At 39.3% G+C, this 20796-nt stretch carries 23 protein-coding genes; 8 read left to right on the top strand and 15 right to left on the bottom strand.

What is annotated here, in order from left to right:
* Nucleotides 1-60: 60 nt before the first annotated feature.
* The 5 genes from IW22_RS22410 (at nt 61) to IW22_RS22390 (ending at nt 4413) form a co-directional block, all read left to right on the top strand.
* Nucleotides 61-651, top strand: coding sequence for an NAD(P)H-dependent oxidoreductase (locus IW22_RS22410; protein WP_034731576.1), 591 nt, complete (start codon nt 61-63; stop codon nt 649-651).
* A 684-nt stretch (nt 652-1335) separates the two neighbouring features.
* Nucleotides 1336-2535, top strand: a complete 1200-nt coding sequence (gene tyrS, locus IW22_RS22405; RefSeq protein ID WP_034731573.1) for a tyrosine--tRNA ligase — start codon at nt 1336-1338, stop codon at nt 2533-2535.
* Nucleotides 2536-2589: 54 nt separating this feature from the next.
* Nucleotides 2590-3111 (top strand): 3'-5' exoribonuclease domain-containing protein, encoded by a 522-nt coding sequence (locus tag IW22_RS22400; RefSeq protein WP_034731571.1) that lies wholly within the window; start codon nt 2590-2592, stop codon nt 3109-3111.
* 16 nt (nt 3112-3127) lie between these two features.
* Nucleotides 3128-3910, top strand: a complete 783-nt coding sequence (locus tag IW22_RS22395; RefSeq protein ID WP_131401781.1) for a hypothetical protein — start codon at nt 3128-3130, stop codon at nt 3908-3910.
* A gap of 41 nt (nt 3911-3951) precedes the next feature.
* On the top strand, nt 3952-4413 hold the full coding sequence (locus IW22_RS22390) for a GNAT family N-acetyltransferase (RefSeq protein WP_034731565.1): 462 nt from the start codon (nt 3952-3954) through the stop codon (nt 4411-4413).
* Nucleotides 4414-4881: 468 nt separating this feature from the next.
* On the opposite strand, the gene IW22_RS22385 is transcribed toward IW22_RS22390, so the two are convergent.
* From IW22_RS22385 to panD, 8 genes are all read right to left on the bottom strand, one after another.
* Complete coding sequence (locus tag IW22_RS22385) at nt 4882-6396, bottom strand: helix-hairpin-helix domain-containing protein (RefSeq protein ID WP_034731563.1); 1515 nt, start codon at nt 6394-6396, stop codon at nt 4882-4884.
* 2 nt (nt 6397-6398) lie between these two features.
* The gene (locus IW22_RS22380; RefSeq protein ID WP_051891356.1) at nt 6399-7628 is read right to left on the bottom strand and encodes a PP2C family serine/threonine-protein phosphatase; all 1230 of its coding nucleotides are present in this window, start codon (nt 7626-7628) and stop codon (nt 6399-6401) included.
* A gap of 38 nt (nt 7629-7666) precedes the next feature.
* Nucleotides 7667-8710: a TerY-C metal binding domain-containing protein gene (locus IW22_RS22375; RefSeq protein WP_034731560.1), complete on the bottom strand. Its 1044-nt coding sequence runs from the start codon at nt 8708-8710 to the stop codon at nt 7667-7669.
* A 22-nt stretch (nt 8711-8732) separates the two neighbouring features.
* Complete coding sequence (locus tag IW22_RS22370) at nt 8733-9371, bottom strand: vWA domain-containing protein (RefSeq protein ID WP_034731558.1); 639 nt, start codon at nt 9369-9371, stop codon at nt 8733-8735.
* 79 nt (nt 9372-9450) lie between these two features.
* Nucleotides 9451-10122: a TerD family protein gene (locus tag IW22_RS22365; protein ID WP_034731555.1), complete on the bottom strand. Its 672-nt coding sequence runs from the start codon at nt 10120-10122 to the stop codon at nt 9451-9453.
* A 30-nt stretch (nt 10123-10152) separates the two neighbouring features.
* Nucleotides 10153-10728, bottom strand: coding sequence for a TerD family protein (locus tag IW22_RS22360; RefSeq protein ID WP_034731553.1), 576 nt, complete (start codon nt 10726-10728; stop codon nt 10153-10155).
* Nucleotides 10729-11041: 313 nt separating this feature from the next.
* A complete protein-coding gene (locus IW22_RS22355; protein WP_034731551.1) occupies nt 11042-12070 on the bottom strand; it encodes a lysylphosphatidylglycerol synthase transmembrane domain-containing protein in 1029 nt (342 codons plus the stop codon).
* Between the two features lie 3 nt (nt 12071-12073).
* Nucleotides 12074-12424 (bottom strand): aspartate 1-decarboxylase, encoded by a 351-nt coding sequence (gene panD / locus IW22_RS22350; protein ID WP_034706528.1) that lies wholly within the window; start codon nt 12422-12424, stop codon nt 12074-12076.
* A 399-nt stretch (nt 12425-12823) separates the two neighbouring features.
* Here panD and IW22_RS22345 point away from each other — a divergent pair, with 399 nt between their 5' ends.
* A complete protein-coding gene (locus IW22_RS22345) occupies nt 12824-13114 on the top strand; it encodes an HU family DNA-binding protein (RefSeq protein WP_002976900.1) in 291 nt (96 codons plus the stop codon).
* A 355-nt stretch (nt 13115-13469) separates the two neighbouring features.
* On the opposite strand, the gene pdxH is transcribed toward IW22_RS22345, so the two are convergent.
* Complete coding sequence (gene pdxH / locus IW22_RS22340; protein ID WP_034731549.1) at nt 13470-14111, bottom strand: pyridoxamine 5'-phosphate oxidase; 642 nt, start codon at nt 14109-14111, stop codon at nt 13470-13472.
* A 24-nt stretch (nt 14112-14135) separates the two neighbouring features.
* Between pdxH and IW22_RS22335 the strand changes: the two genes are divergently transcribed.
* Nucleotides 14136-14684 (top strand): YqgE/AlgH family protein, encoded by a 549-nt coding sequence (locus IW22_RS22335; protein WP_034731547.1) that lies wholly within the window; start codon nt 14136-14138, stop codon nt 14682-14684.
* A 106-nt stretch (nt 14685-14790) separates the two neighbouring features.
* Nucleotides 14791-15372, top strand: coding sequence for an N-acetylmuramoyl-L-alanine amidase (locus tag IW22_RS22330; RefSeq protein WP_034731545.1), 582 nt, complete (start codon nt 14791-14793; stop codon nt 15370-15372).
* An 81-nt stretch (nt 15373-15453) separates the two neighbouring features.
* Here the strand turns inward: IW22_RS22330 and IW22_RS22325 are convergent, their stop codons facing one another.
* The 6 genes from IW22_RS22325 to IW22_RS22300 form a co-directional block, all read right to left on the bottom strand.
* Nucleotides 15454-16266 carry an aminotransferase class IV gene (locus tag IW22_RS22325; RefSeq protein ID WP_034731541.1) on the bottom strand — a complete coding sequence of 271 codons (813 nt, stop codon included), beginning with the start codon at nt 16264-16266 and terminating at the stop codon, nt 15454-15456.
* Nucleotides 16267-16343: 77 nt separating this feature from the next.
* Nucleotides 16344-16730 carry an START-like domain-containing protein gene (locus IW22_RS22320; protein ID WP_034731603.1) on the bottom strand — a complete coding sequence of 129 codons (387 nt, stop codon included), beginning with the start codon at nt 16728-16730 and terminating at the stop codon, nt 16344-16346.
* Nucleotides 16731-16920: 190 nt separating this feature from the next.
* Nucleotides 16921-18096 carry an aspartate aminotransferase family protein gene (locus tag IW22_RS22315; RefSeq protein ID WP_034731600.1) on the bottom strand — a complete coding sequence of 392 codons (1176 nt, stop codon included), beginning with the start codon at nt 18094-18096 and terminating at the stop codon, nt 16921-16923.
* Between the two features lie 135 nt (nt 18097-18231).
* Nucleotides 18232-19008 carry a hypothetical protein gene (locus tag IW22_RS22310; RefSeq protein ID WP_034731539.1) on the bottom strand — a complete coding sequence of 259 codons (777 nt, stop codon included), beginning with the start codon at nt 19006-19008 and terminating at the stop codon, nt 18232-18234.
* 2 nt (nt 19009-19010) lie between these two features.
* Complete coding sequence (locus IW22_RS22305; RefSeq protein WP_034731537.1) at nt 19011-19838, bottom strand: hypothetical protein; 828 nt, start codon at nt 19836-19838, stop codon at nt 19011-19013.
* Nucleotide 19839: 1 nt separating this feature from the next.
* On the bottom strand, nt 19840-20763 hold the full coding sequence (locus tag IW22_RS22300) for a hypothetical protein (RefSeq protein ID WP_034731535.1): 924 nt from the start codon (nt 20761-20763) through the stop codon (nt 19840-19842).
* Between the last annotated feature and the right edge of the window lie 33 nt (nt 20764-20796).

Here is a 20796-nt window from a genome sequence, read left to right as displayed (position 1 = left end):
TACAATTTCTGCAGTTCCTGCTGCGCTACATTTGTCTTATTAATTTAAACAATAAAAACGATGAGACATTTAATCATTTACGCACATCCCAATGAAAACAGCCTGAACAACGGTTTACTTCAAACCGTTATCGAAAGCCTGGAAAAAGACCATCACGACCTACAGATAAGAGATCTGAACAAAATAGGATTTGATCCGGTTTTTTCATTCGAAGACATGCAGGGACAGTTTGCCGGGAAAATTGCAGACGATGTAAAAACAGAACAGGATTATATTTCCTGGGCAGAACAGATTACTTTCATTTACCCCATCTGGTGGACCGGAATGCCTGCCATCATCAAAGGATACATTGACAGGGTTTTCAGTTATGGTTTCGCCTACCGATATGATCAGGGTGTACAGAAGGGACTGTTAAAAGGGAAAAAAGCGGTTATTATCAATACCCACGGAAAATCTCACGAAGAATATGAACGCATGGGCATGGACAAAGCACTCACCCTGACTTCCGACAACGGAATTTTCCTGTACAGCGGTTTTGAAATCATCCAACACTTCTTTTTTGATAAAGCGGATAAAGCATCTCCCGAGGAAGTGGATATTTGGAAAGAACAGATCAGAAATACGTATTCACAGCCGGTTTTTAACCTTTAAAATTTTTACGGATTACTTTTCTCGCTCATCGGCCTCGGAAGCTTGAGCGTTAAAAAAATTAAAATTTGATCCGTTAAAAAATTCCCACTGTCTGAGTGCGGGTAGCATATCGAACTGAAACTGTTACAGCAAATCCGCACGAGTTTTGGGGATTTTAGGATCAAATTTTAATTTTTAGTGAAAGATTCCAGCCTTGAATTTTTGGTTCATTTTGTTTGACTACGTCGAATCTTTGATTTCAAGACAAAAGAACTGATGAAAAAAATAAGTCATTAAATATGCATTATTTATAACGATTCTTTATTTTGCTTATGAGGGATTTATGGCATGGAATTAGCTTCAAGAGCGGTAAGTAAAATTGTTTTGAAACCTTTATTTTAAACCATTAGGACAAATAAACTGTTAAGAACAGTAAGTTTTTTTTTAAAATCCTAACTGATATGGAACTTTACAGCGGGTCTTAATGGTTTAGATATTGGATTATCATCAAAAAGCTTTTATATTTACATTATCAATGAAACAATTAAACAGCATATTGCGTCTTCCTTTTTTCAGTGAGTATTACTCCCCGGCGAACCGTTCGGGAAGACTTTCTATATCTGTAATTTAACAAGAACAACTAATTTATATATAGAGCCCGGACAGCATTGTCCGGGCTTTTTTTGTTTTAAAAACTCAATTATTATGATCAACACATTACAAGAAAATGCAGCCATCATCCTCCCGGAAAACGGTCTGGAACAAAAACTTAAACAAGCTGAACAGGAAAACAGGAAATTAATTATCAAACTGGGATTTGATCCTACGGCTCCGGATCTACATCTGGGTCATGCGGTGGTGCTTAAAAAACTGAAACAGTTTCAGGAACTGGGACATCAGATCGTGATCGTAGTTGGAAGTTTTACGGCCAGAATTGGTGATCCGACTGGAAAAAACAAGGCACGGAAACCGTTAAGCGTTGAAGATGTGAATCATAATGCCCAGACATACATCAATCAGCTTTCGAAGATTATTGATGTAGAAAAAACCAAAATTGTCTTTAATTCCGATTGGCTGGACACTTTAAATTTTTCAGAGGTCATTCAGCTGATGTCAAAGGTAACCGTAGCCCAACTGATGCACAGAAATGATTTCAATAAAAGGTTTACAGAAAATACACCGATTGCGATGCATGAACTTGTGTACCCAATTCTTCAGGGCTTCGATTCTGTACAGATTGAATGCGACATCGAGATGGGCGGAACAGATCAGCTTTTCAACTGTACGATGGGAAGACAGCTTCAGGAGGTTCACCAGATGTCGGCGCAGGTGGTGATGTGTATGCCTCTGCTTAAAGGTCTTGACGGTAAAGAAAAAATGAGCAAATCACTGAACAATATTATCGGACTGACGGATGAGCCTAATGATATGTTTGGAAAAACCATGTCGATCCCGGATAGCCTTATTGATGAATTTATTGACCTTGCTTCTGATTTTTCTGCTGAGGAGAAGGCTGATTTACAATTAAAATTACAAAACGGCGAAAACCCGATGAACATTAAGAAGCTGATCGCTAAGAATATCATCACCCAATACCATGATCATGCAGCGGCAGAACTTGCAGAAGAATTTTTCAGCAGTCAGTTTCAGAGCAAAAATTCTGAGGAGAAAGTCTATGAACCCGTTTCTTTAGCTTCATTTCATCATAAAGAAAACCTGATCACACTGGTGGAACTCTGCAGTGCGCTTAAAAGTGACCTCAGCAAATCAGCGGTGCGAAGAATGATCCAAAGCGGAGGCATTCAGATTAATCATATCAAAATAACGGAACCTGATGAAGAAATTGAATTACTCCCAGCGACAAAGGTAAAAATCGGAAGAAGAGATTTTTTTGAACTCGTTTAAATCTTCAGATTCGTGAGGTAATTTTCAATATCTTCGTTTCATTAAATAAAAGTGATGAGCTATATCATGGTGGATATTGAATCGGATGGCCCGATTCCCGGAGATTTCTCGATGATCTGCTTTGGAGCAGTCCTTGTGAATGAGGAGCTGGATACTACGTTCTATGGAAAACTGAAACCTATTTCGGAAAAATTCAATCCCGATGCTTTGGCTGTTTCGGGCTTCAGCAGGGAAGAAACGATACAGTTTGATGATCCAAAAGAAGTCATGCTGGAATTTGAAGAATGGATTGAGAAAAACTCCAAAGGAAGACCTATTTTCATCAGCGACAATAACGGTTTCGACTGGATGTTTATCTGCTGGTATTTTCATCATTTTACCGGGAAAAATCCATTCGGCTATTCATCAAGAAGACTTTCTGACCTATATTGCGGGCTGGAAAAAGACACTTTTGCCCAATGGAAACATCTCCGTAAAACAGCACACACGCATCATCCTATAGACGATGCCAAAGGAAATGCAGAAGTTCTGCTGTATATGAAAAAAGAAATGGGTCTGAAAATAGGTTTGAAATAGCTGATCATACAATCACGTGGGAAGAAATACTGAAATTTATATGTTCGATAAGGAGAAGGCATCTGTCCGTCTCCATGATGATCTGCAGCACAAAAGATTCCACACCAGAACATTTAAAACCTTTCTGGAAGGCAGAAAAAAAGAAATAGGTACGTATTATGTCACCTTTGAAAAAGTACTTGAAAAGGTCAGAAGTGACATCAATACCATCACGGCCGATGAACTGTTTGAGATCAATCTTTTTCTGAGTGAAGAGGTATATTCAGACTCTACAGGGAGCAATTATTCCGCAATGGAAAAACATCTCGGGGATTTGTATAACCGGTATGGAATTATTTTGCTTTATGAGCTTCCTACTTCAACGGTTTGCACCAGCTATATGTTTCAATATGGGAACTACACCCATTATTTCCCTATCTACGAACTGGAGAATTATGGATTAAAGCATAGTGACGGCGGCGTTAATATAGATTCAACAGATTTTTTAAAATTCAATGATTATATGATCCTGCTGATGAAAATGATCCTGGATAGAAAAATGGATGGTTATGAATATGACTTTACAAAAAACGAAGAGGACATCATCCAGCGTATAACGGCAGACCATCAGAATAATCTGATCATGTTCAAAGAAATTGAAAGTGAATGTGATTTTATAAAAGACTGTTCCTCTGATGAAAAGGGTCCTTACGCACAGACCATCTACTATGCTTATGCTTTTTTTAAACAGTCCATTGAAATGAAACTGAGAATTGATACAGAAAAAAATGCAAGAATCGTTATCTTAGATTCCTATTAATTCCAGACGGTTATTAATAAACCGGAGCTCATCAACAACTTATGAATACGATCATCACCTACAGAAAAGCCTCAGAAAACGATATCGGTTACCTTCTTGATCTAAGAATAAAAACCATGAATCCGCATTACGCAGATTCAAACCTCCCAACGGACAAGGAAACAACACTTCAGAGAATACAATATCAGTTTGACAAGGCTCACATTATCCTTTTAAACAATGAACCAGCCGGATTACTGAAGATCAACAAAGCTGATGATAAAACTGAAGTACTGCAACTGCAGATAGATCCCAGCCAGCAGGGTAAAGGACTCGGAAAAACGATTTTAACAGATATTCTGGAGGAAGCTTCCGCTGCAGGAAAAACAGTAGCCTTAAGCGTACTAAAAACCAATAAGGCTCAGTATTTATATACAAGTCTGGGATTTAAGACTGTGGACGAGGATGAGCATTCTTTTTTTATGGAATTTCAAGGTGGCTTCGATAACCTCAGCCACCTTTAGAGGATACTTACTTCATTGCAGTAGCCTACCATTAATGACTAAGCTCTCCGACGACAAAATCATTAATGACAAACATTTCTGGAGGGGGCTAAGGCTCTCGAAGCCCCCACCCTAATTTTTTTCAAACCACAAAAGTCACAAAAGATTTTAAACACTTAAGTGATTTTTTAAGCTACATACTTCGTGGATAAGAAGTACACATAAGTTCTCAAAAATCAAAGATTTTTATACTGGATAATGTGCGCAAACAGCTGTGAAAATCTGTGCAATCCGTGGTTAAAAAATATCAACGACAAAAGTCACAAAAGCCTTTCAACACTTAAGTGATTTTTTAAGCTACATACTTCGTGGATAAGAGGTACACATAAGTTCTAAAAAATCAAAGATTTTATGCTGGATAATATGCGCAAACATCTGTGAAAATCTGTCCAATCTGTGGTTAAAAAAGAATATTAACCATAAAAAAAATTATGATTGATTCGCCAAAGTAACAAAAATAAGCCTTCCGCCCTCTTCAGCAGACAGAAGTATTTTCTTTCCATCTGTCAGTTCCACCATAGATCCGGGTGGGATTTCTTTTTGCTCCGTCACATCTTTCATCGAAGTCAGACTCTGATTCACCAGCACCCACCTCCCTTCATGAAAAGTGAAATATCCGACAGGCATTTTATCCTGCATCGTAAGATTTTCATTTCTGATGACCTTTCTTGACACATGCCATTTGAATAAATACTGGTTGTTGTAAACCATCAGCCGGTGGTTTTCAGGTTTCCAAACCTCATCATCAAATTTAAAATAAAGATCCAGTACGGGAAGCGTTCCCCGGTGTGGTGTTCCGCAGAAAGGGCATTTAGGATTGCTGCTATTGTCGAAAACATACCATTTCTCGGTACATTCCGTATTATGGCAGGGCTGAATCAGATCAGCCGTCTTTAGCAGGGCGGTTTCCCATTCATTGGCGGTTGGACGTCGGATCGGATCGTGGAGTCCGTCTATAAATGCTTTTCTAAACAGTTCGGAAAGATAAGGACCCGCAGCCGTAAAAGGAATTTTCTGAGGATCGCCCCAGAACGCATCCCATTTTCTGAGATGATCTGCTTTCACCTGATTGGATGGATCCCTGAAATGTTCTATGAATAATGCTTTTTCCCCCATAGAAATCACTTCATCTTTTTCGGAATCCAGATCCCAGATTTTTCCGCCTCTCAAAGGATGCCTTCTGAACAGATACATGTAAATCAGCACTGCCAAAGCATGAAGATCCGTTTTCTGGTTGGGCAGATGCCTTCCCGGATCCTGCATGCTGAGATGCTTGGTCTTTAATACTTCGGGAGCGATAAAATCCGCCGTCCCGATAACTTCCGGTGGGAAGAGTTTCGGGACAACCAATCCGTCAATATCAATGATACAGGCAGATTTCGTCACCGGATCTATCAGAATATTGTTGTAGGAAAGGTCGGAATGCGCCAGCCCCATCTGGTGAAGCTTTTTCACGCCTCTGCTGATATTTATGGTGATCTGAAAATAGCTCAGCCAATCCCCAAGTTCCGAATGATCCAGCCTGAGCGGATACTGTTGATTCCTGAACATCGGAGCAGTGAACCATTTCCCGACTTTATCCTGCCCCTGAATATTATCTGATCCGATATACCCTTTTGCAAAGAAGAATTTTTTATGGTAAATGGGAACCACAATTCCAGTCAGTTTATTTTTTTCTACGATATCATACGGCCACCTGAATATTTCATTCAGAAAGTAATCTGATGAATTTCCTTTCTGTATATTCCCAAGATAAGTGGAAACAATCCTCATGATACGCTCTTTCTGTCCGGCATCCAGAGGAGTCCGGTAAAATGCCACCACATACTCCCTGTCCGGCGAAAAATAGACATCTTTCACTCCGCCGCGAATCGGGCTTTCATCTACATATTCATAGGATTTTGAGTTATCCAGAATAGAAGCAACTGTAACGGTTTTTTTCATGTTTAATAGATTATGGCGAGTGTTCTGTCATCATGATTTCCGCGGCTCCAGAAATCGGTCCAGGTAAGAAGCTGTTGGTCAATGTCGGTATCGTTAATAAAATCTACTTTCGTCCGGTCATCATTGTTTCCGGCCAGATCATTAAAGAATGCTTTCCAGCTGTCGATATCTTCAAGTTTGTTTTCGGTCATGAATTTTGGGTCGTAAATACCATCTGTCATCAAAACGAGGTAGGAAAAATCATTCACGCAGGTCATTCCAAATCTTGAAGCCGGATCATCGCTGAAGATCTCATTCATCGTGATAAAACGGGTTCCACCACCAAATTCTCCAACGTCCATTTGATTCAGAAGCTTTACTTCAGAAAAATCAGGACTGATCAGGTTGATCGGACAATCTCCCACTCCGAACGTGAGGATAACATAACCAAAGTCAAACTTTTTTGTCAGGGCAAAAATCAAAGTCGTGTGGAAATCTTTTATCGAGAATGAATGCTCTGTTGCCGTTTGATCCAAAACATGGTATACATTCAAAACTCCTTCATACAGAAGTTTTAGGACATTTTCTCTGGCTTCAGACTGTATTTCTTTTGACGGTTCAGAGCTAGTGTAAACGATTTCAACATTTCTTTCGATTCTGGTTAAAACTTCTTCTGAATTGAAAAAGCTGTTCACTGAAACTGCCGCCAGTCTTGAACCTTCTCTGGCCATAACAGCAGAACCGGCACCATCTGCCACTGAAACAATATTCCAGCCACCAGGAAGTTCGTCTACAGCAAAATCATCATCTCTGAATTTTCCTTCATGGGCATGGGAACGTCCTCTTTTCGAAACAACAGTGATTTTTTTATCCAAAAATTTCCCCTGGTAAGATGTTTCATCAGGTTTATGATAGACATCGTTGGTATCAGATGGAATGTTCTTCCAAAGGTCTTTCGGATCTGCATTAATGAACAGATGCACTTTCTTGATCTCCGTACTATTTTCATCATGGATATGATAGAATTCAATATCCAGATCATGGACACTGTTTACATATGGAATTCCCGATATTGTATTGTTTTCGAAAGTAAGTCCTGTCTCCTGAAGATTGCCGATATTTTTAATCTTTATATTCGGAAAATCATCCAGCTCAAAATGGTATTCATAGAACTGCTTTGAACTGGCATTTTTAAGCACCAGATGAACTTCTTTAAATTCTTCTTTTTCTCTGTAAATAAGAGCTTTTTCCATGGTTTTGTGTTGGGTCTCGGCAATAGGATTTCTTTTCGTTATCCCAAAGTTCGGTTAATATCAAATCCTTCGCTGGAAAATCCGTAATAATCCGAAGTTCCGCACCATGGGCATTTGTTGTACCCTTCTCCTTTCAGGCAGTGAATTCCGCCACATGAGCAGGTTGCTAATGCGATGGGATTGGCACAGTGAGGACAAGATGTTCCTCCCTGTAGTTCTTCAATCGAAATTTTCAGATTATTTTTCTGGGAAGCGGAAAGCCTGTAATAGGATTTTTCGTCAATTTTATAGGCTCCATCCAGTCGGTAATATCTGGTAGACATTCCCGGTATACTGGACTCGGCGAATGTTTTTTTAAACTTCATCAAATACAGTTTCTCCGTTTCTGAACATTTCCCGTTCAAAACAACAAAATTATTGTCCGGAAACTTCTGTTCCAGTTCAGGATCTACTTTTTCGAGAATAATAGAATCGATCTTGGAAAGGTTAATGCCTTCTTTATTGGCTTCGGTAACGCTCTGGCTGGTTGTTTTAATGGAATCTGTCACCCATTTGAAAAACTCTTTATAGGAATTTTCATCAGAATTATTAAACAGCAAAACGTTGTCAGACAATGTCCCAAGCAGTTTATAATTGGTATTTTCTCCTATCGACACTGCGATCGTATTGGACTTTCCATGGTATTTATTGTTCCATCTTTCAATCGCTTTTGTGGCATCGTCGGTAGGAACGCCGTCTGTAAAAAGAAAAACGATAGGTTTCCAGTCGCCTTTTCTGTCGTAAGTCGTTTTCACAATATCCCGGTCTATGCAGTCCATGACTTTAATTAAACCTTGAGACAGCGACGTTCCGCTTCCAATCGGGATCTTCGGAGGATAAAAACTGATGATATCCTGAAGCGGCGTAATGACCTCAGCCTCTCCCGCGAAACCTATAATGGAAATATAGACCGTTTCCAGGGAATACGGGTCTTTCTTTAATTCTCTGATGATATTGGCAATACCTTCCTGTACCTGCTCAATAGGCTCTCCAACCATAGATTCGGAGACATCGACTAAAAAATAAATGGGAAGTCTTCTCATGATGTATAGTAAGACAAGTGATTTAGATAATAATATTAAGCTCGGATGGCGGCGGCGGCAACGGTGTACTTTCTCCCGTTCCCTGCGATTTCCCTCCCATTGTGATGGATGAACTTACCCATTTGAAAAATGAGGAAAGCGTGATCGCATCAGTGGTATCCAGTTTTACAACATGGTCTGTAAGCTCCTTCAGAAACTGTTCATCTGCTTTTGGACCTGCAGCACAGCCTACGATAGCTCCAAATTCCAGATCTCTGATCACAGGGATCATCTGTCTGTATTTCTGGATATCGGATGGTTTTCCGTCGGTAAATATAAAAAGTAACGGCCTCCAGTCTTCTTTTTCATCCGAAGAACCTCTGATCAGTTCTTTCTTCACCAGCTCCGAAACCATCTCCAATGCCGCACCGGTATGGGTAGGTCCACTGTCCGGACAGGTGATTTCCATAGGGTAAAAACTGGCCAGATCCGTTAATGGAATGATATTTTTAACCTCACGGTCAAAAGTAATCACACTCAGATGGAGACTGTCCATCGCTTGCGGATCTGCACGGAGCATGCTTATCAGCCCGTTAAATCCGTTATTGAGTGCCTGGATGGGCTCTCCGTTCATAGAACCTGAAGTATCCAGTAAAAAGTATGCTAATAATCTCCTGCTCATGGTATGGTATTAATTCTGAAGCCGGCAGCGGAAGTTGAAAACTTCCCTGCCGGCTTTTGAGTTTGATAAATATTCAGGTTTAATTGCTGTACGCGTATTGCTTCAGGATTTCTATAAAGTTATCCGTCTGGTGAGGTTCTCCGATAGCACGGAACTTCCAGTCTCCATTGTGACGGTAAGCTTCGGCAAAAACCATTGCACATTTACCATTCATACTGGAATCACCTGAAAGACTGTATTTTGTAATCTCTTTACCTTTCGCATCTACGGCTCTGATAAAGGCATTCTCGATCATTCCGAAATGCTGGTTATTTTGTTTTCCCTGATAAATAGTCACCAGGAATAATATTTTCTGATAGCTTTCATCCAGCTGGTCAAGTTTAACGATGATCTGCTCATCATCACCATCTCCGGCACCGGTTCTGTTGTCTCCGGTCAGCCATATATTTCCGCTTGGATGCTGCATGGAATTAAAGAAAACCACATCACCCTGGTAGAGCGCGATCTGTCTTCCGTCATTCGTCTGTACTGTTTTTCCAAGATTGGCTACTTTACCGTTTCCGTCTAAAAGAAATGCGACGGCATCAAGATCATATTCCGCTTCTTTGCTGAACAGTTTCCCAAAAAAACCGCCCTGCTTTCTTACATCCCATCCTAAACCGATCGTTACTTTTGAAAGATCGTAAACACTTTCTCCACGGTCATTTTTTCTTAAATCAATCGTTTGACCTTTCTGTAAATTAATTGCCATAGTTATCGTTTTGTGTATTTGAAAATATAATTATTTAATGATCTGTCCTTTGTAGTATTTCTCAAGGAAGAAAGCCAGGTCTGCTCTGTAACCGATTCCTGAAGCTTCAAATTTCCAGCTTCCGTTTCTTTTGTACAGTCTTCCGAATTCTACGCCGGTTTCGATGGAGAAATCCTCATCCAGTTCATATTTTGCGATCTCCTGGTTGGTGCTGTTATCCACAATTCTGATGTATGAATTTCTCACCTGTCCGAAGTTCTGTTTTCTTCTTTCAAAATCTTCAATAGTGACCACAAAAAGTATTTCTTCTGCTTTCGAATCTACTTTTTCAAGATCTACAATAATCGCCTCATCATCGTCACCATCACTGTTTTTACCGCTCGGATCATCTCCTGTGTGAGTCAGTGCACCATCGGGAGACTGGAGGTTATTATAAAAAACAAAACATTCCTCATTGATTAATTTTCTGTCGGAGTCAATCATGATAGCAGAAGCATCCAGATCGAAGTCGAAACCTGTTCCTTCATTCGGGTCCCAGCCCAGTCCTATCGTCATTTTTGTAAGCCCTATATCGATCTTTTGTCCTTTCTGTAAATTAATTGCCATAGTGTTTTAGATTATTAATTATTTTTTGTTTAAGATAAATTTGATTTGTGAACTGACCAAATTTATTGATAAAAAAATAAATGGCGTGCGATCAATAGTATAAATGTCTAATTTTAATAGGGTTTTAACATACGGCTGCTGATTCAAAACAAGACCTTCTAACTGTGGCATATTATTCAGTTTTTTCTAACGGGAGAAAATAATAAACCTTATAGGTTTTGGAAACCTATAAGGTTGTTAATGGGCGTAAAAATGGCATAAAAAAAATCCGGCTAAAAAACCGGACTTCTATAGATTAAAAAATTCTGTACAATTAATTTTTAAATTCCTGATCGGAAACAGCTTTTGCTCTTGCTTTAGCCAGCATCGGAATAGAGATCAATCCCATGACCAGCATGATGGTAATTTGCAGCGGAAGTGAAATAAATGAATAGGTCAGTCCCATTTCGCCTCCTAATTCCGCACTTTTACCCATAGAGATAAAAAGAGCCATAAAACCGAACTTCATCGCCAGATTGAAAGCCCCAATCCCGCCACTGGCAGGAATAATCATTCCCAGGGTGCCGACCACAATAATGAAGAAGCCGTCAGCAATGGTAAAATCAGAGGTTTCAGGAAGTGCAAAGCATACTAAGTACGCTGCAAAGTAGTAAGAAATCCATATTCCTAATGTATACAGAATGAATTTCCCTTTTTCTTTCAGTTTAAATATGGTTGCCAGTCCTTCGAAAATTCCGTCAATAAAATTCACGATCTTTCCTAAAAACGGAACGTTTGCAAGTTTCTTTCTGAATATAAAGAATCCCACCGTACCTCCAGCCAGTATCAAAAGAACCAGCAATACCTTATTTGGATTAATATTAACGCCTGAATTTTCGTAAAAAGACAGAATCGCTTCATATTTAAAGAGTAATGTCAGCCCCAGAAAACCCATCATACATATAAGGTCTACCACTCTTTCCAGAATAATGGTCCCAAAAGATTTGTCAACCGGAACCTTTTCCACACCATATAAAGCAGTAGCTCTCGCCAGCTCACCACTTCTTGGGATGGTAAGATTCATCAGATATCCGAAAGATATAGACCACAGTGAGTTTGAATTTGAAATCCTATGTCCCATAGGTTCCAGCATCAGGTTCCAACGCACGGCTCTGAACCAGTAAGCCAGAATACCAAATACAGATGCGAAAAGTACCCAGAGATAATTAGCTTTCGCCAAAGATGCTTTAATCACTTTAAAATCAAGACCTTTTAAGGCCAGCCATAAAAAAAAGCCTGCAAAAGCAAGCGATATTACTATTGTTAGTATTGATTTTAAAGGATTTTTTGATTTTTTATCCATGGATTAGGTTAGAAGATTGGTTTTTTCATCCGGGAAAACAATCTTCGGCTGGAAGACTTTAGCTTCTTCAGGTGTCATCTGCGCGTAAGCAATAATAATAATGATATCATCACGCTGTACTTTTCTTGCGGCAGGCCCGTTCAGACATACTTCTCCGGATTTTCTTTTCCCTTTGATAACGTAGGTATCAAAACGCTCTCCATTGTTCACATTGACGATATAGACCCTTTCTCCCACTACCAGACCGGCAGCTTCTATAAGATCTTCGTCGATCGTTATACTCCCAATATAATTAAGGTCTGAGGCCGTAACCCGTACCCTATGGATCTTAGACTTGAAAACTTCTATTAACATGTTGCAAATTTATTAATAAAAATTAATAAATCCGCCTTTTGAAATCAATTTAAAACTCCCACGAATCCAGCTATTTAATTTTGTATTACACAAGTTTTCAAGTCATTAATTATAAATTATGCAAACATATCCTTAAAAATATTAATAGTTTATACGAAATTCAGGATTTAATAAATGAAGGAAATAATATTAATTTTTTGCTAAAGTCAATACTCATAAGCATTTGGCATGATTTTAGTGAGCCGTAACGTAGATTTTACGTGAAAAGTCAAATTATCATATTTTAACTGTTTTCACCGAAAAGCAAAATTTTTTTATAACTTTTAATAAAATAATTGCACAATTAGAAAATAGTATTATATTTGCTATAATTACGAACTAACTTTAATATTAAAAATTATGAACAAGTCTGAATTAATCGACGCAATCGCAAAAGATGCAGGAATCACTAAAGTTGCAGCTAAAGCTGCTTTAGAATCATTCATTGGTAATGTAACTACTACTCTAAAGAAAAAAGACGGAAAAGTTTCTTTAGTAGGTTTCGGTACTTTCTCAGTAGCTGAGAGAGCTGCTAGACAAGGTATCAACCCTGCAACTAAAAAACCGATCAAAATTGCTGCTAAAAAAGTTGCTAAATTCAAAGCAGGAGCTGATTTATCTAATGCAGTTTCTGGTGCTAAGAAAAAATAATCATTCAGATTAAAAAAAATCAAGGGCCGCTTCTTAGGAAGCGGCTTTTTTTGTGGGCATAGGTGGCTTCGAGAATCTCAGCTACCCTGAAATAGCATCATCCGTAGAATCCGGAAGGCATTTACAGATTCCTTTAATGTTTTTATCATTTTTAGGTTTTGGCTGAAGCTGCTGAAATGTATATAAAGGGAAAGCGGACTAAAGCCCACTCCTATTGAATTTTAAATGACATCTCTTTAGATATAGAAAATCAGACTCAATAGATGGATAGAAAAGACCACAAAGACCAATTTCTCTACCAGAACTTCCGGTATCCAATTTCTAACTTCTAACTTCCAATCTCTAGCTTTAATTCCTATGGTGCCAGTCGTGAAATCTTCCAGTCCACATCCTCCAGCTGATAAATAATCCTGTCGTGGAGACGGTTGGGTCTGCCTTGCCAGAACTCAATTTCATAAGGTTTTGCGATATATCCGCCCCAGTTGGCAGGTCTTGGCACTTCGCTGTTTTCGTATTGTTTTTCGAGTTCTTTTAATTTTTCTTCCAGGTATTCTTTATTCGGGATTACGTGGCTTTGTGGAGATACAGCAGCCCCCAGCTGGCTTCCTTTCGGTCTTGAGTGGAAATATCCGTCACTGAGGTTTTCAGCAATTTTTTCAAGATCAGCTTTGATAATGATCTGTCTTTCCAGATTGGGCCAGAAAAAATGAAGGCAGGCTTTGTGGTTGTTTTCTATTGCTTTTCCCTTTTTGCTGTCGTAGTTGGTATAGAAAATAAAGCCTTCGTAGGTATATTCTTTAAGCAGCACCATTCTTGTCCTCGGACATCCGTCTTCTTCTAAAGTAGAAACCGCCATAGCATTGGCTTCAGAGACCGTCGGGCTGTTGCTGGCGTCCAAAAACCAGTCTCTAAACTGTTCAATGGGATTTTGTTTTATCTCACTTTCAATAAGTTGGGATTTCTCATACACTTTTCTTTTGTCGTGCAGGTTTTCCATAAATATTTTTTATTAAATTTGAGTATGAATTACTCATACAAAGGTAAAATATTAATTTCCACCCCTGACATTTCCGGAGATATTTTTTCGAGATCCGTCGTGCTGATCGTTGAGCATAATGAAAGCGGCGCATTTGGGTTGATTTTAAACAAGAAAAACAGCCAGATGAGTAGTAAGTTCAAAAACTTTTTTGACTTCAAAATAGAGGTCTATGACGGCGGACCTGTAGAGAACGATAAAGTCTTTTTTATCGTTAAAGAAAAGAAGGTTACCGAAATCTATTCTGAGATCAGCAAGGATTTCTATATCACGGAAGATATTGAAAGCATCATCAGTGCAGTTCTTAATAAGGAGTTGAGCATTAATGATGTGAAAATCTTTTCCGGCTATTCAGGATGGGCTGCCGGACAGCTTGATGAGGAAGTTCAGAGAAAGCTTTGGACGGTGGTGGATGTATATAATCTGGACTATACGCTTCCCAATGACCAAACGCTTTGGAAATCTATTATGCAGAACCTGGGCGGAGAATATCTGCTTTGGGCCAACTCACCCGAGGACATTTCGCTTAACTAACTGAATTCGTTTTTAATAGATGTGAAAACATTAACAAACTTTAAGATTATGTTAACCAATTTTAAAGAAAGAATTCACGTTATTTGAACAACCAAAAATCACTACCATGAGAGGATTTAAACTACTTGCTTTATCAGCCTTTTCCGCTTCATTTCTATCATTCACCCCAGTCAACAAAAAATACATCGTTATAGATGCCGGACATGGCGGGAATGACATGGGATCTGTTTATGGGAAAGTCTCCGAAAAAGAGATCACTGTAAATATTGCTAAGGAGATCAAGAAGCTTAATGAGAATCAGGACCAGTACGAAGTTATTCTCACCAGAGATTCTGATGCTTATCCTACTCTTCAGGAGAGAACAGCTATGATCAATAAGCTGAATCCGGAGATCGTTATTTCTCTTCATATGAACAGCAACCCTGAGAAGGAAACTCCAAAACAGGGAACTGAGGTATATATTCAGAATACTGACCATTCAAAAAAACTTGCTGAAAAAATTTCAAAGAAATTTAATGTTGCTAAAATCGAGGAACGCAATCTCCACATGCTGAGAGAGACGAAAGCGCCTGCGGTTCTGGTAGAGCTCGGCTTTATGAATAATACCAAGGACAGGGAGTATGTCACCAGTGAAAAGGGACAGAAAGAAATCGCACAAAAATTCACAGATATCATCCGTGAATACTAAATAAAGAAACAATTTCTGATCTATTCAGAATAAAACCCGGTAAAGGACTTGGGTACTTTGTTGTTTACCGGGTTTGTCAATTTATTGAAAACTATTTTTCCAGCTTTCCACCATTTCTATAAAACGGGAGCTTTCAAAAGTCTTATTTCTTATTTTACGTACAGAAAATATGCCTTTCTCGTCGGAGATCATTAAAATCTCTTCGGCTTTTTGTGATTCAAAAGCAATAATTTCGTGTTCCTGAATATCCGCAAGGTTATTTTTATGCAGGAAAGTGACAAAATTTTCCATCAAAGGAGAAATGTATGCGCCTTCAGACTGCTTGGGAACTTTGATCACATTGCCTTCCAGGAACAATAGATTTCCTGAAGTGGTACGTGCAATTCTTTTATTGGGATTAAGCAGAATCACATCATCCAGATCATTTTCTTCCGCATAGATGCCTCCGTAAATATTTTCCGGGGAGTGAACCCTGATATTGCTTAATAAATTATTATTGACATTGATTTCCTTGGTAAGGTCCATTTCCAGAGGTCTCTGATGAACAGTAAGCACATCATCCGACTCTGTTACTTCATAGAAATAGGACACTGAAGATTTCGAAACCGTTACAGCATCATGATTCCTGAAAACCTGAAAATTGATAATTCCGTTTTTAATTCCTTTACCATCGATAACATCTTTATGAAAAAGGGTCTGAAAAAACTCCAGCGTATAGGTAAGCGGAATATTCATTCTCATCTTTCTCATGGAAGCCATCAGGAAGAAATAACACTCTTCATCCATGATCAGTCCTCCGTTTCTTACGAAGAAAGAAACCTTCACTGCGTCGCCCAAAAGGAACGCTCTATTCTTTACATTTAATCCGTCTGATGTAAAATATTGATTTTCCAATTTTTGATGTGATTTATTTATAAAAAAATAATGAACGATAAATCGTTCATCAGTTTTACCATTTAATAGCGTCCGGCTTATGCCGCACCTAATTTTATTCTAAGGTTTTCTATCAGGTTTTCCCAGTACAATGCATTCTCTTCTTCAGAACCTTCTTCGCAGAAATCTGTAATATTCAGAGCCAGATCTTCTGTAATATCGTCTATTGTGATAGTCATTTCAAAGAAATTTTTAGTCCCCTCATCTTCTTCCCATCTGAAACGTACGAAACCTTCCGGCTTATATCTAATCAAAGTGGCCTTTTCGGCAGGTCCTCCGCCCCAGCTAAAAAAGAAATCATCGCCTTTCTCTGTAACCTCATCCGCAAACCATTCAGATAACCCCTCCGCTGTTGCCAGATATTCATATAAAATCTCTGATAAACAATGCATTGGAAATTCGTAATGGACTTTATGTTTCGCCATATAATCTTTGTTTTTATCGTCCCGCAATATATAAATTAATTTTTTTATTACACAAAAAAGCAATTACTTTTTTAAAGAATCTTCATGATATTTATCACTGGTTTTAAAACGCTGTAGAATATGATTTTCAGCATAAAAAAAGCCATGTGATGCATAAAAAAATCTCTCCGGAGTGGAGAGACTGTATCATTTAATCTTCGTTCAGAACATCCAGAATGATCTGACATCCCTGCCTGATTTCTTCTGATGAGATGGTAAGCGGTGGGGAGATTCTCATATACTCATTTCTATAGAGCTGCCAGAATACAATAAGGCCCTTTTCCATGCATTTTTTAGCAACGGCAAGGGTATACTCGGGTGTTCCCAGATTAACGGCCAGCATCAGCCCCATTCCGTTGATATTTTTAATCTTCGGGTGAACCAGAAGTTCTCTGAATAGTTTTTCTTTTTCAGAGGTCTCTTCCATCAACCCGCTTTCCAGAACTTCTTTCAAAGTAGCATGGCTGGCTGCTGCGATCAAAGGGTTCCCTCCAAACGTTGTAATATGTCCTAATTTAGGGGAATGTGACAGTGTTTCCATAATTTCTCTGGAACTCATAAAAGCACCTACCGGCACTCCGCCTCCCATTCCTTTACCCATGACAAGAATATCCGGAACAATTCCGAAATGCTCGAAAGAGAATAATTTCCCTGTTCTACCGAATCCGGGTTGAATTTCATCAAGTATAAGAAGCGCTCCTACTTCTTCACATCTTTTTTTCAGCTTAATCAGATAATCCCATTCAGGAACTAAAAATCCTGCTGCTCCCTGAATGGTTTCCAGAATGACGCATGCTGTTTTCTCTGTAATCTGATCAAGATCATTTTCATTATTGAATTCAATAAAGCTGACCATCGGAAGTAACGGACGGAATTCTCTTTTATGGGTTTCGTTTCCTGATACGCTCAAAGCTCCGTGTGTATTCCCGTGGTATGAGTTTTTAAAGGAAACAATTTCTTCTCTTCCGGTATAGCGTTTGGCCAGTTTCAGACTGCCGTCAATCGCCTCTGCTCCACTATTCACCAGATAAGTGATTTCTAAAGGATCAGGCGTAGATTCTGCCAGCAGTTTACACAATGCGATCGGTTTTTCCTGTGCATATTCTCCGTACACCATGACGTGCAGGTATTTGTCTGCCTGTTCTTTGATAGCTTGTACTACTTTAGGATGCGAATGTCCCAAAGTATTGGCAGAAACGCCGGCTACAAAATCCAGATATCTTTTCCCATCTGTTCCGTAGATATAGCTTCCTTCTGCTTTTTCAACTTCAAAACCTGCTGCAAATTTTGTAGTCTGTGCCTGATATATAAAAAAGTCCTTGTGCATCTCCATTGTCGCGAAATTTTCAGCAAAGCTAAAAAAGATTCGGCACATGCAGAAATTATCTGTAGGGAATAAAAAAATCACCCCTGATGATCTCAAGGGCAATTCAATATAAATAATAAAAAGTAGAAAGCTGGTTTAAAGTACTTTTTCCACCGTAACAAAACTGTTGTTAATAACGTTATAGGCGGTTGTACCTCCAAGTTCAGAAATCGCTTCCAGGGTGATGTACTGTCCCTGAACGATGTACACTGAGAAATCTAAGCTGATTTTCCGAATTGTACCGTCGAAATTCACTGTGTTTTCCAAAAGCTGAAATCTCTTGGCATCGTTAACATATAAACTTGCCCCTAATCTGCTGCTGAATGCGCCGGCTGCTCCGGTAAAATTCAGACTTACGTTCACTCTGTACAAACCGCTCTGGCGGATATAGAGTCTGTTCAGATCAGCACCTGTTGTTGCAGCATTGGTTTTAAGCTTTAACGGATCTGCTAAAAAATTAGGCTTATCAATCAAAGAACTGATGGGAAGCATCACGGAACCTGAACTGGTATTGACCGGATTTATTGCAAATCTGGAAACATTATCAGATTCTATTTCAAAAGCTTTACTCCAAACGAGCCCATCAAATACCATGACCTCGCCTGTGCTTTTTACAAACAGGAGCATTCCTCGCAAAGCTTCTATTCTGGTTGCAGGTGCATTTACGCCCGTGTTAGGCAAATCTGTAGGAGTATCAACAGCAGGTAATCCAAAACCTTTAACTCCTGTCGCTTCACTTGTATTGGTGATATACATCATTACCTGATCATTGCCATTGGCATTGGAATCAGGATTGGGTATATTGGTGAAATTGACTTGTGCGCTGTACACCGTTAATGAAAACATGAACAGGCAGAATATATATTTTTTCATGATTAGTAGGCTTTAATTAAACGTGCTCCGATATATGAGTTTATAGAATTGGTATCTGTCCCGTAAGCAGACAGAGACCCGCCTGAGCCTCCAACAGTTGTTATGGTAGGAACAACTCTCAGTTCAGCACCGGCAGGTAAAGATACGGTCTGCGCAAAGCTGGATGTTTTACTACCCTGAGTATCGATGATAAATACCAGAGAATAGTTCGTCTTGGTAACGATGGTTTCCCAGTCTGAAGCCGGCGTATATTTTACCTGTAATGTCAATTTAAATTCGGTAACTCCCAACTGAGCGCCCACACTGCCTCCTGTAAAGCCTAGAGCTGCCGCTATATCGTACATTCCGTTTTGTTTTATCGTTACCGAGCTTGCATTCTTCAGCAGCAGATTATCTACAAGCACCTGGCTTTTATTATCAGGAGCAAGATAAACCGGAGCCCCCAGAGAAAGACATATTCCAAGACCGAAAGCTAAACATGGAATGGTAATTCCTGAAGAAATGCCCAGTCTTGAACCTTTAGGCTGAAAAATTCCCTGTATCTGTCTTGCCGGATTCCAGGCAAAACCGTCATACTTATAATATTGGTCATCAGCTTTATTGTAGATAAGACCACCTACAAGATTGGGATAGTCGCTAAAGAGATCTGATGATGCAGCGTCATATTTGGGAAAAGCGGTAAAGGTCGTGGAATATGGAAGTATGACTCCTTTCGTTCCATCCTTTACTTTTACTATATTCTGATTGCTGATCATATTACCCCCAATCACTACCTGTGCGTTGATGCCATATTGAAATAAAAGCACTACAATTAATAGAATCTTTTTCATCTTATTGCATATTTATTTTTTCGACAATAATTTCTGACACGGCATTTCCTGTAGTATTCATTGAGAAAGACAGTACATTCCCTCCAATAATACCGGTACAAACACCTGAACCAATGTTCTGGTTTCCATAAAACCTTAGGCGTAAATTATCCCCAGCTTCAAAACTGCCTATGTACGTAAGAACCAATGACTGTCCTACATCAATAGATCCAGGCGATAAACTTCCTAAGGATAACGCACCGCTGGTAGAGCTTGTGGAATTGTTTGTAATAGGTTTCCAGGTAGTGGGAGCAGCGGCTGTACTTGTTTCCAAATCAACCTTTGAGTATAGATTAATGGTTACGCCTACGCAGAGAGAAGGTGTTTTTACATCAATCGCACCACTTTTAAAGGAGATCTTATACAATCCTTTTGTTTTGATATTAATGACATTACTGGTAGCAGCGGCAAGCGAAACATCTGCTGTAATATCATTATAACTCGGGCTGGAACTTGTAAAAGGAACATCCACTGCTCCTCCGGTCTGCGGACAAAGCCGGTTGACACCTCCACACCCCAATCCGCAGGTTCCGCAATCTGCAGTGATGGCAGCACTTCTTATAAAACGTGCCATTTTGTTGTTCTTCAAGGTCGTCACGATGGGATCTGAAATTTTCCAGGTTGTACCATCGTTCTGTACAATACTTCCGGTTTCTCTGTTGAAGATAATGGAACTTTGGGTACCGTTTCCTGTGGTACCGGTAACAGAGGTTGGGAGAACTGCAGCTGTGTTGGACCTGGGCATCCGTGCTGCATTGTTGTCTTGTTTTACATGCAGAAGTGTTCTTTCGTCAGGTTGGAAACCGGGCGCTTTTGCAATCCCAACCTGTGCGCTGATCCCTATAAAGCAAAGAATAGGAACCAAGAGGAAATAATTGATTTTCATTTTTAAAATTTTTTTATCATTCTAGGTGTATTA

The organism is Chryseobacterium sp. JM1 (genome assembly GCF_000737715.1).
GTDB lineage: Bacteria > Bacteroidota > Bacteroidia > Flavobacteriales > Weeksellaceae > Chryseobacterium.
This window is presented reverse-complemented; position numbering and strand designations above follow the sequence as displayed.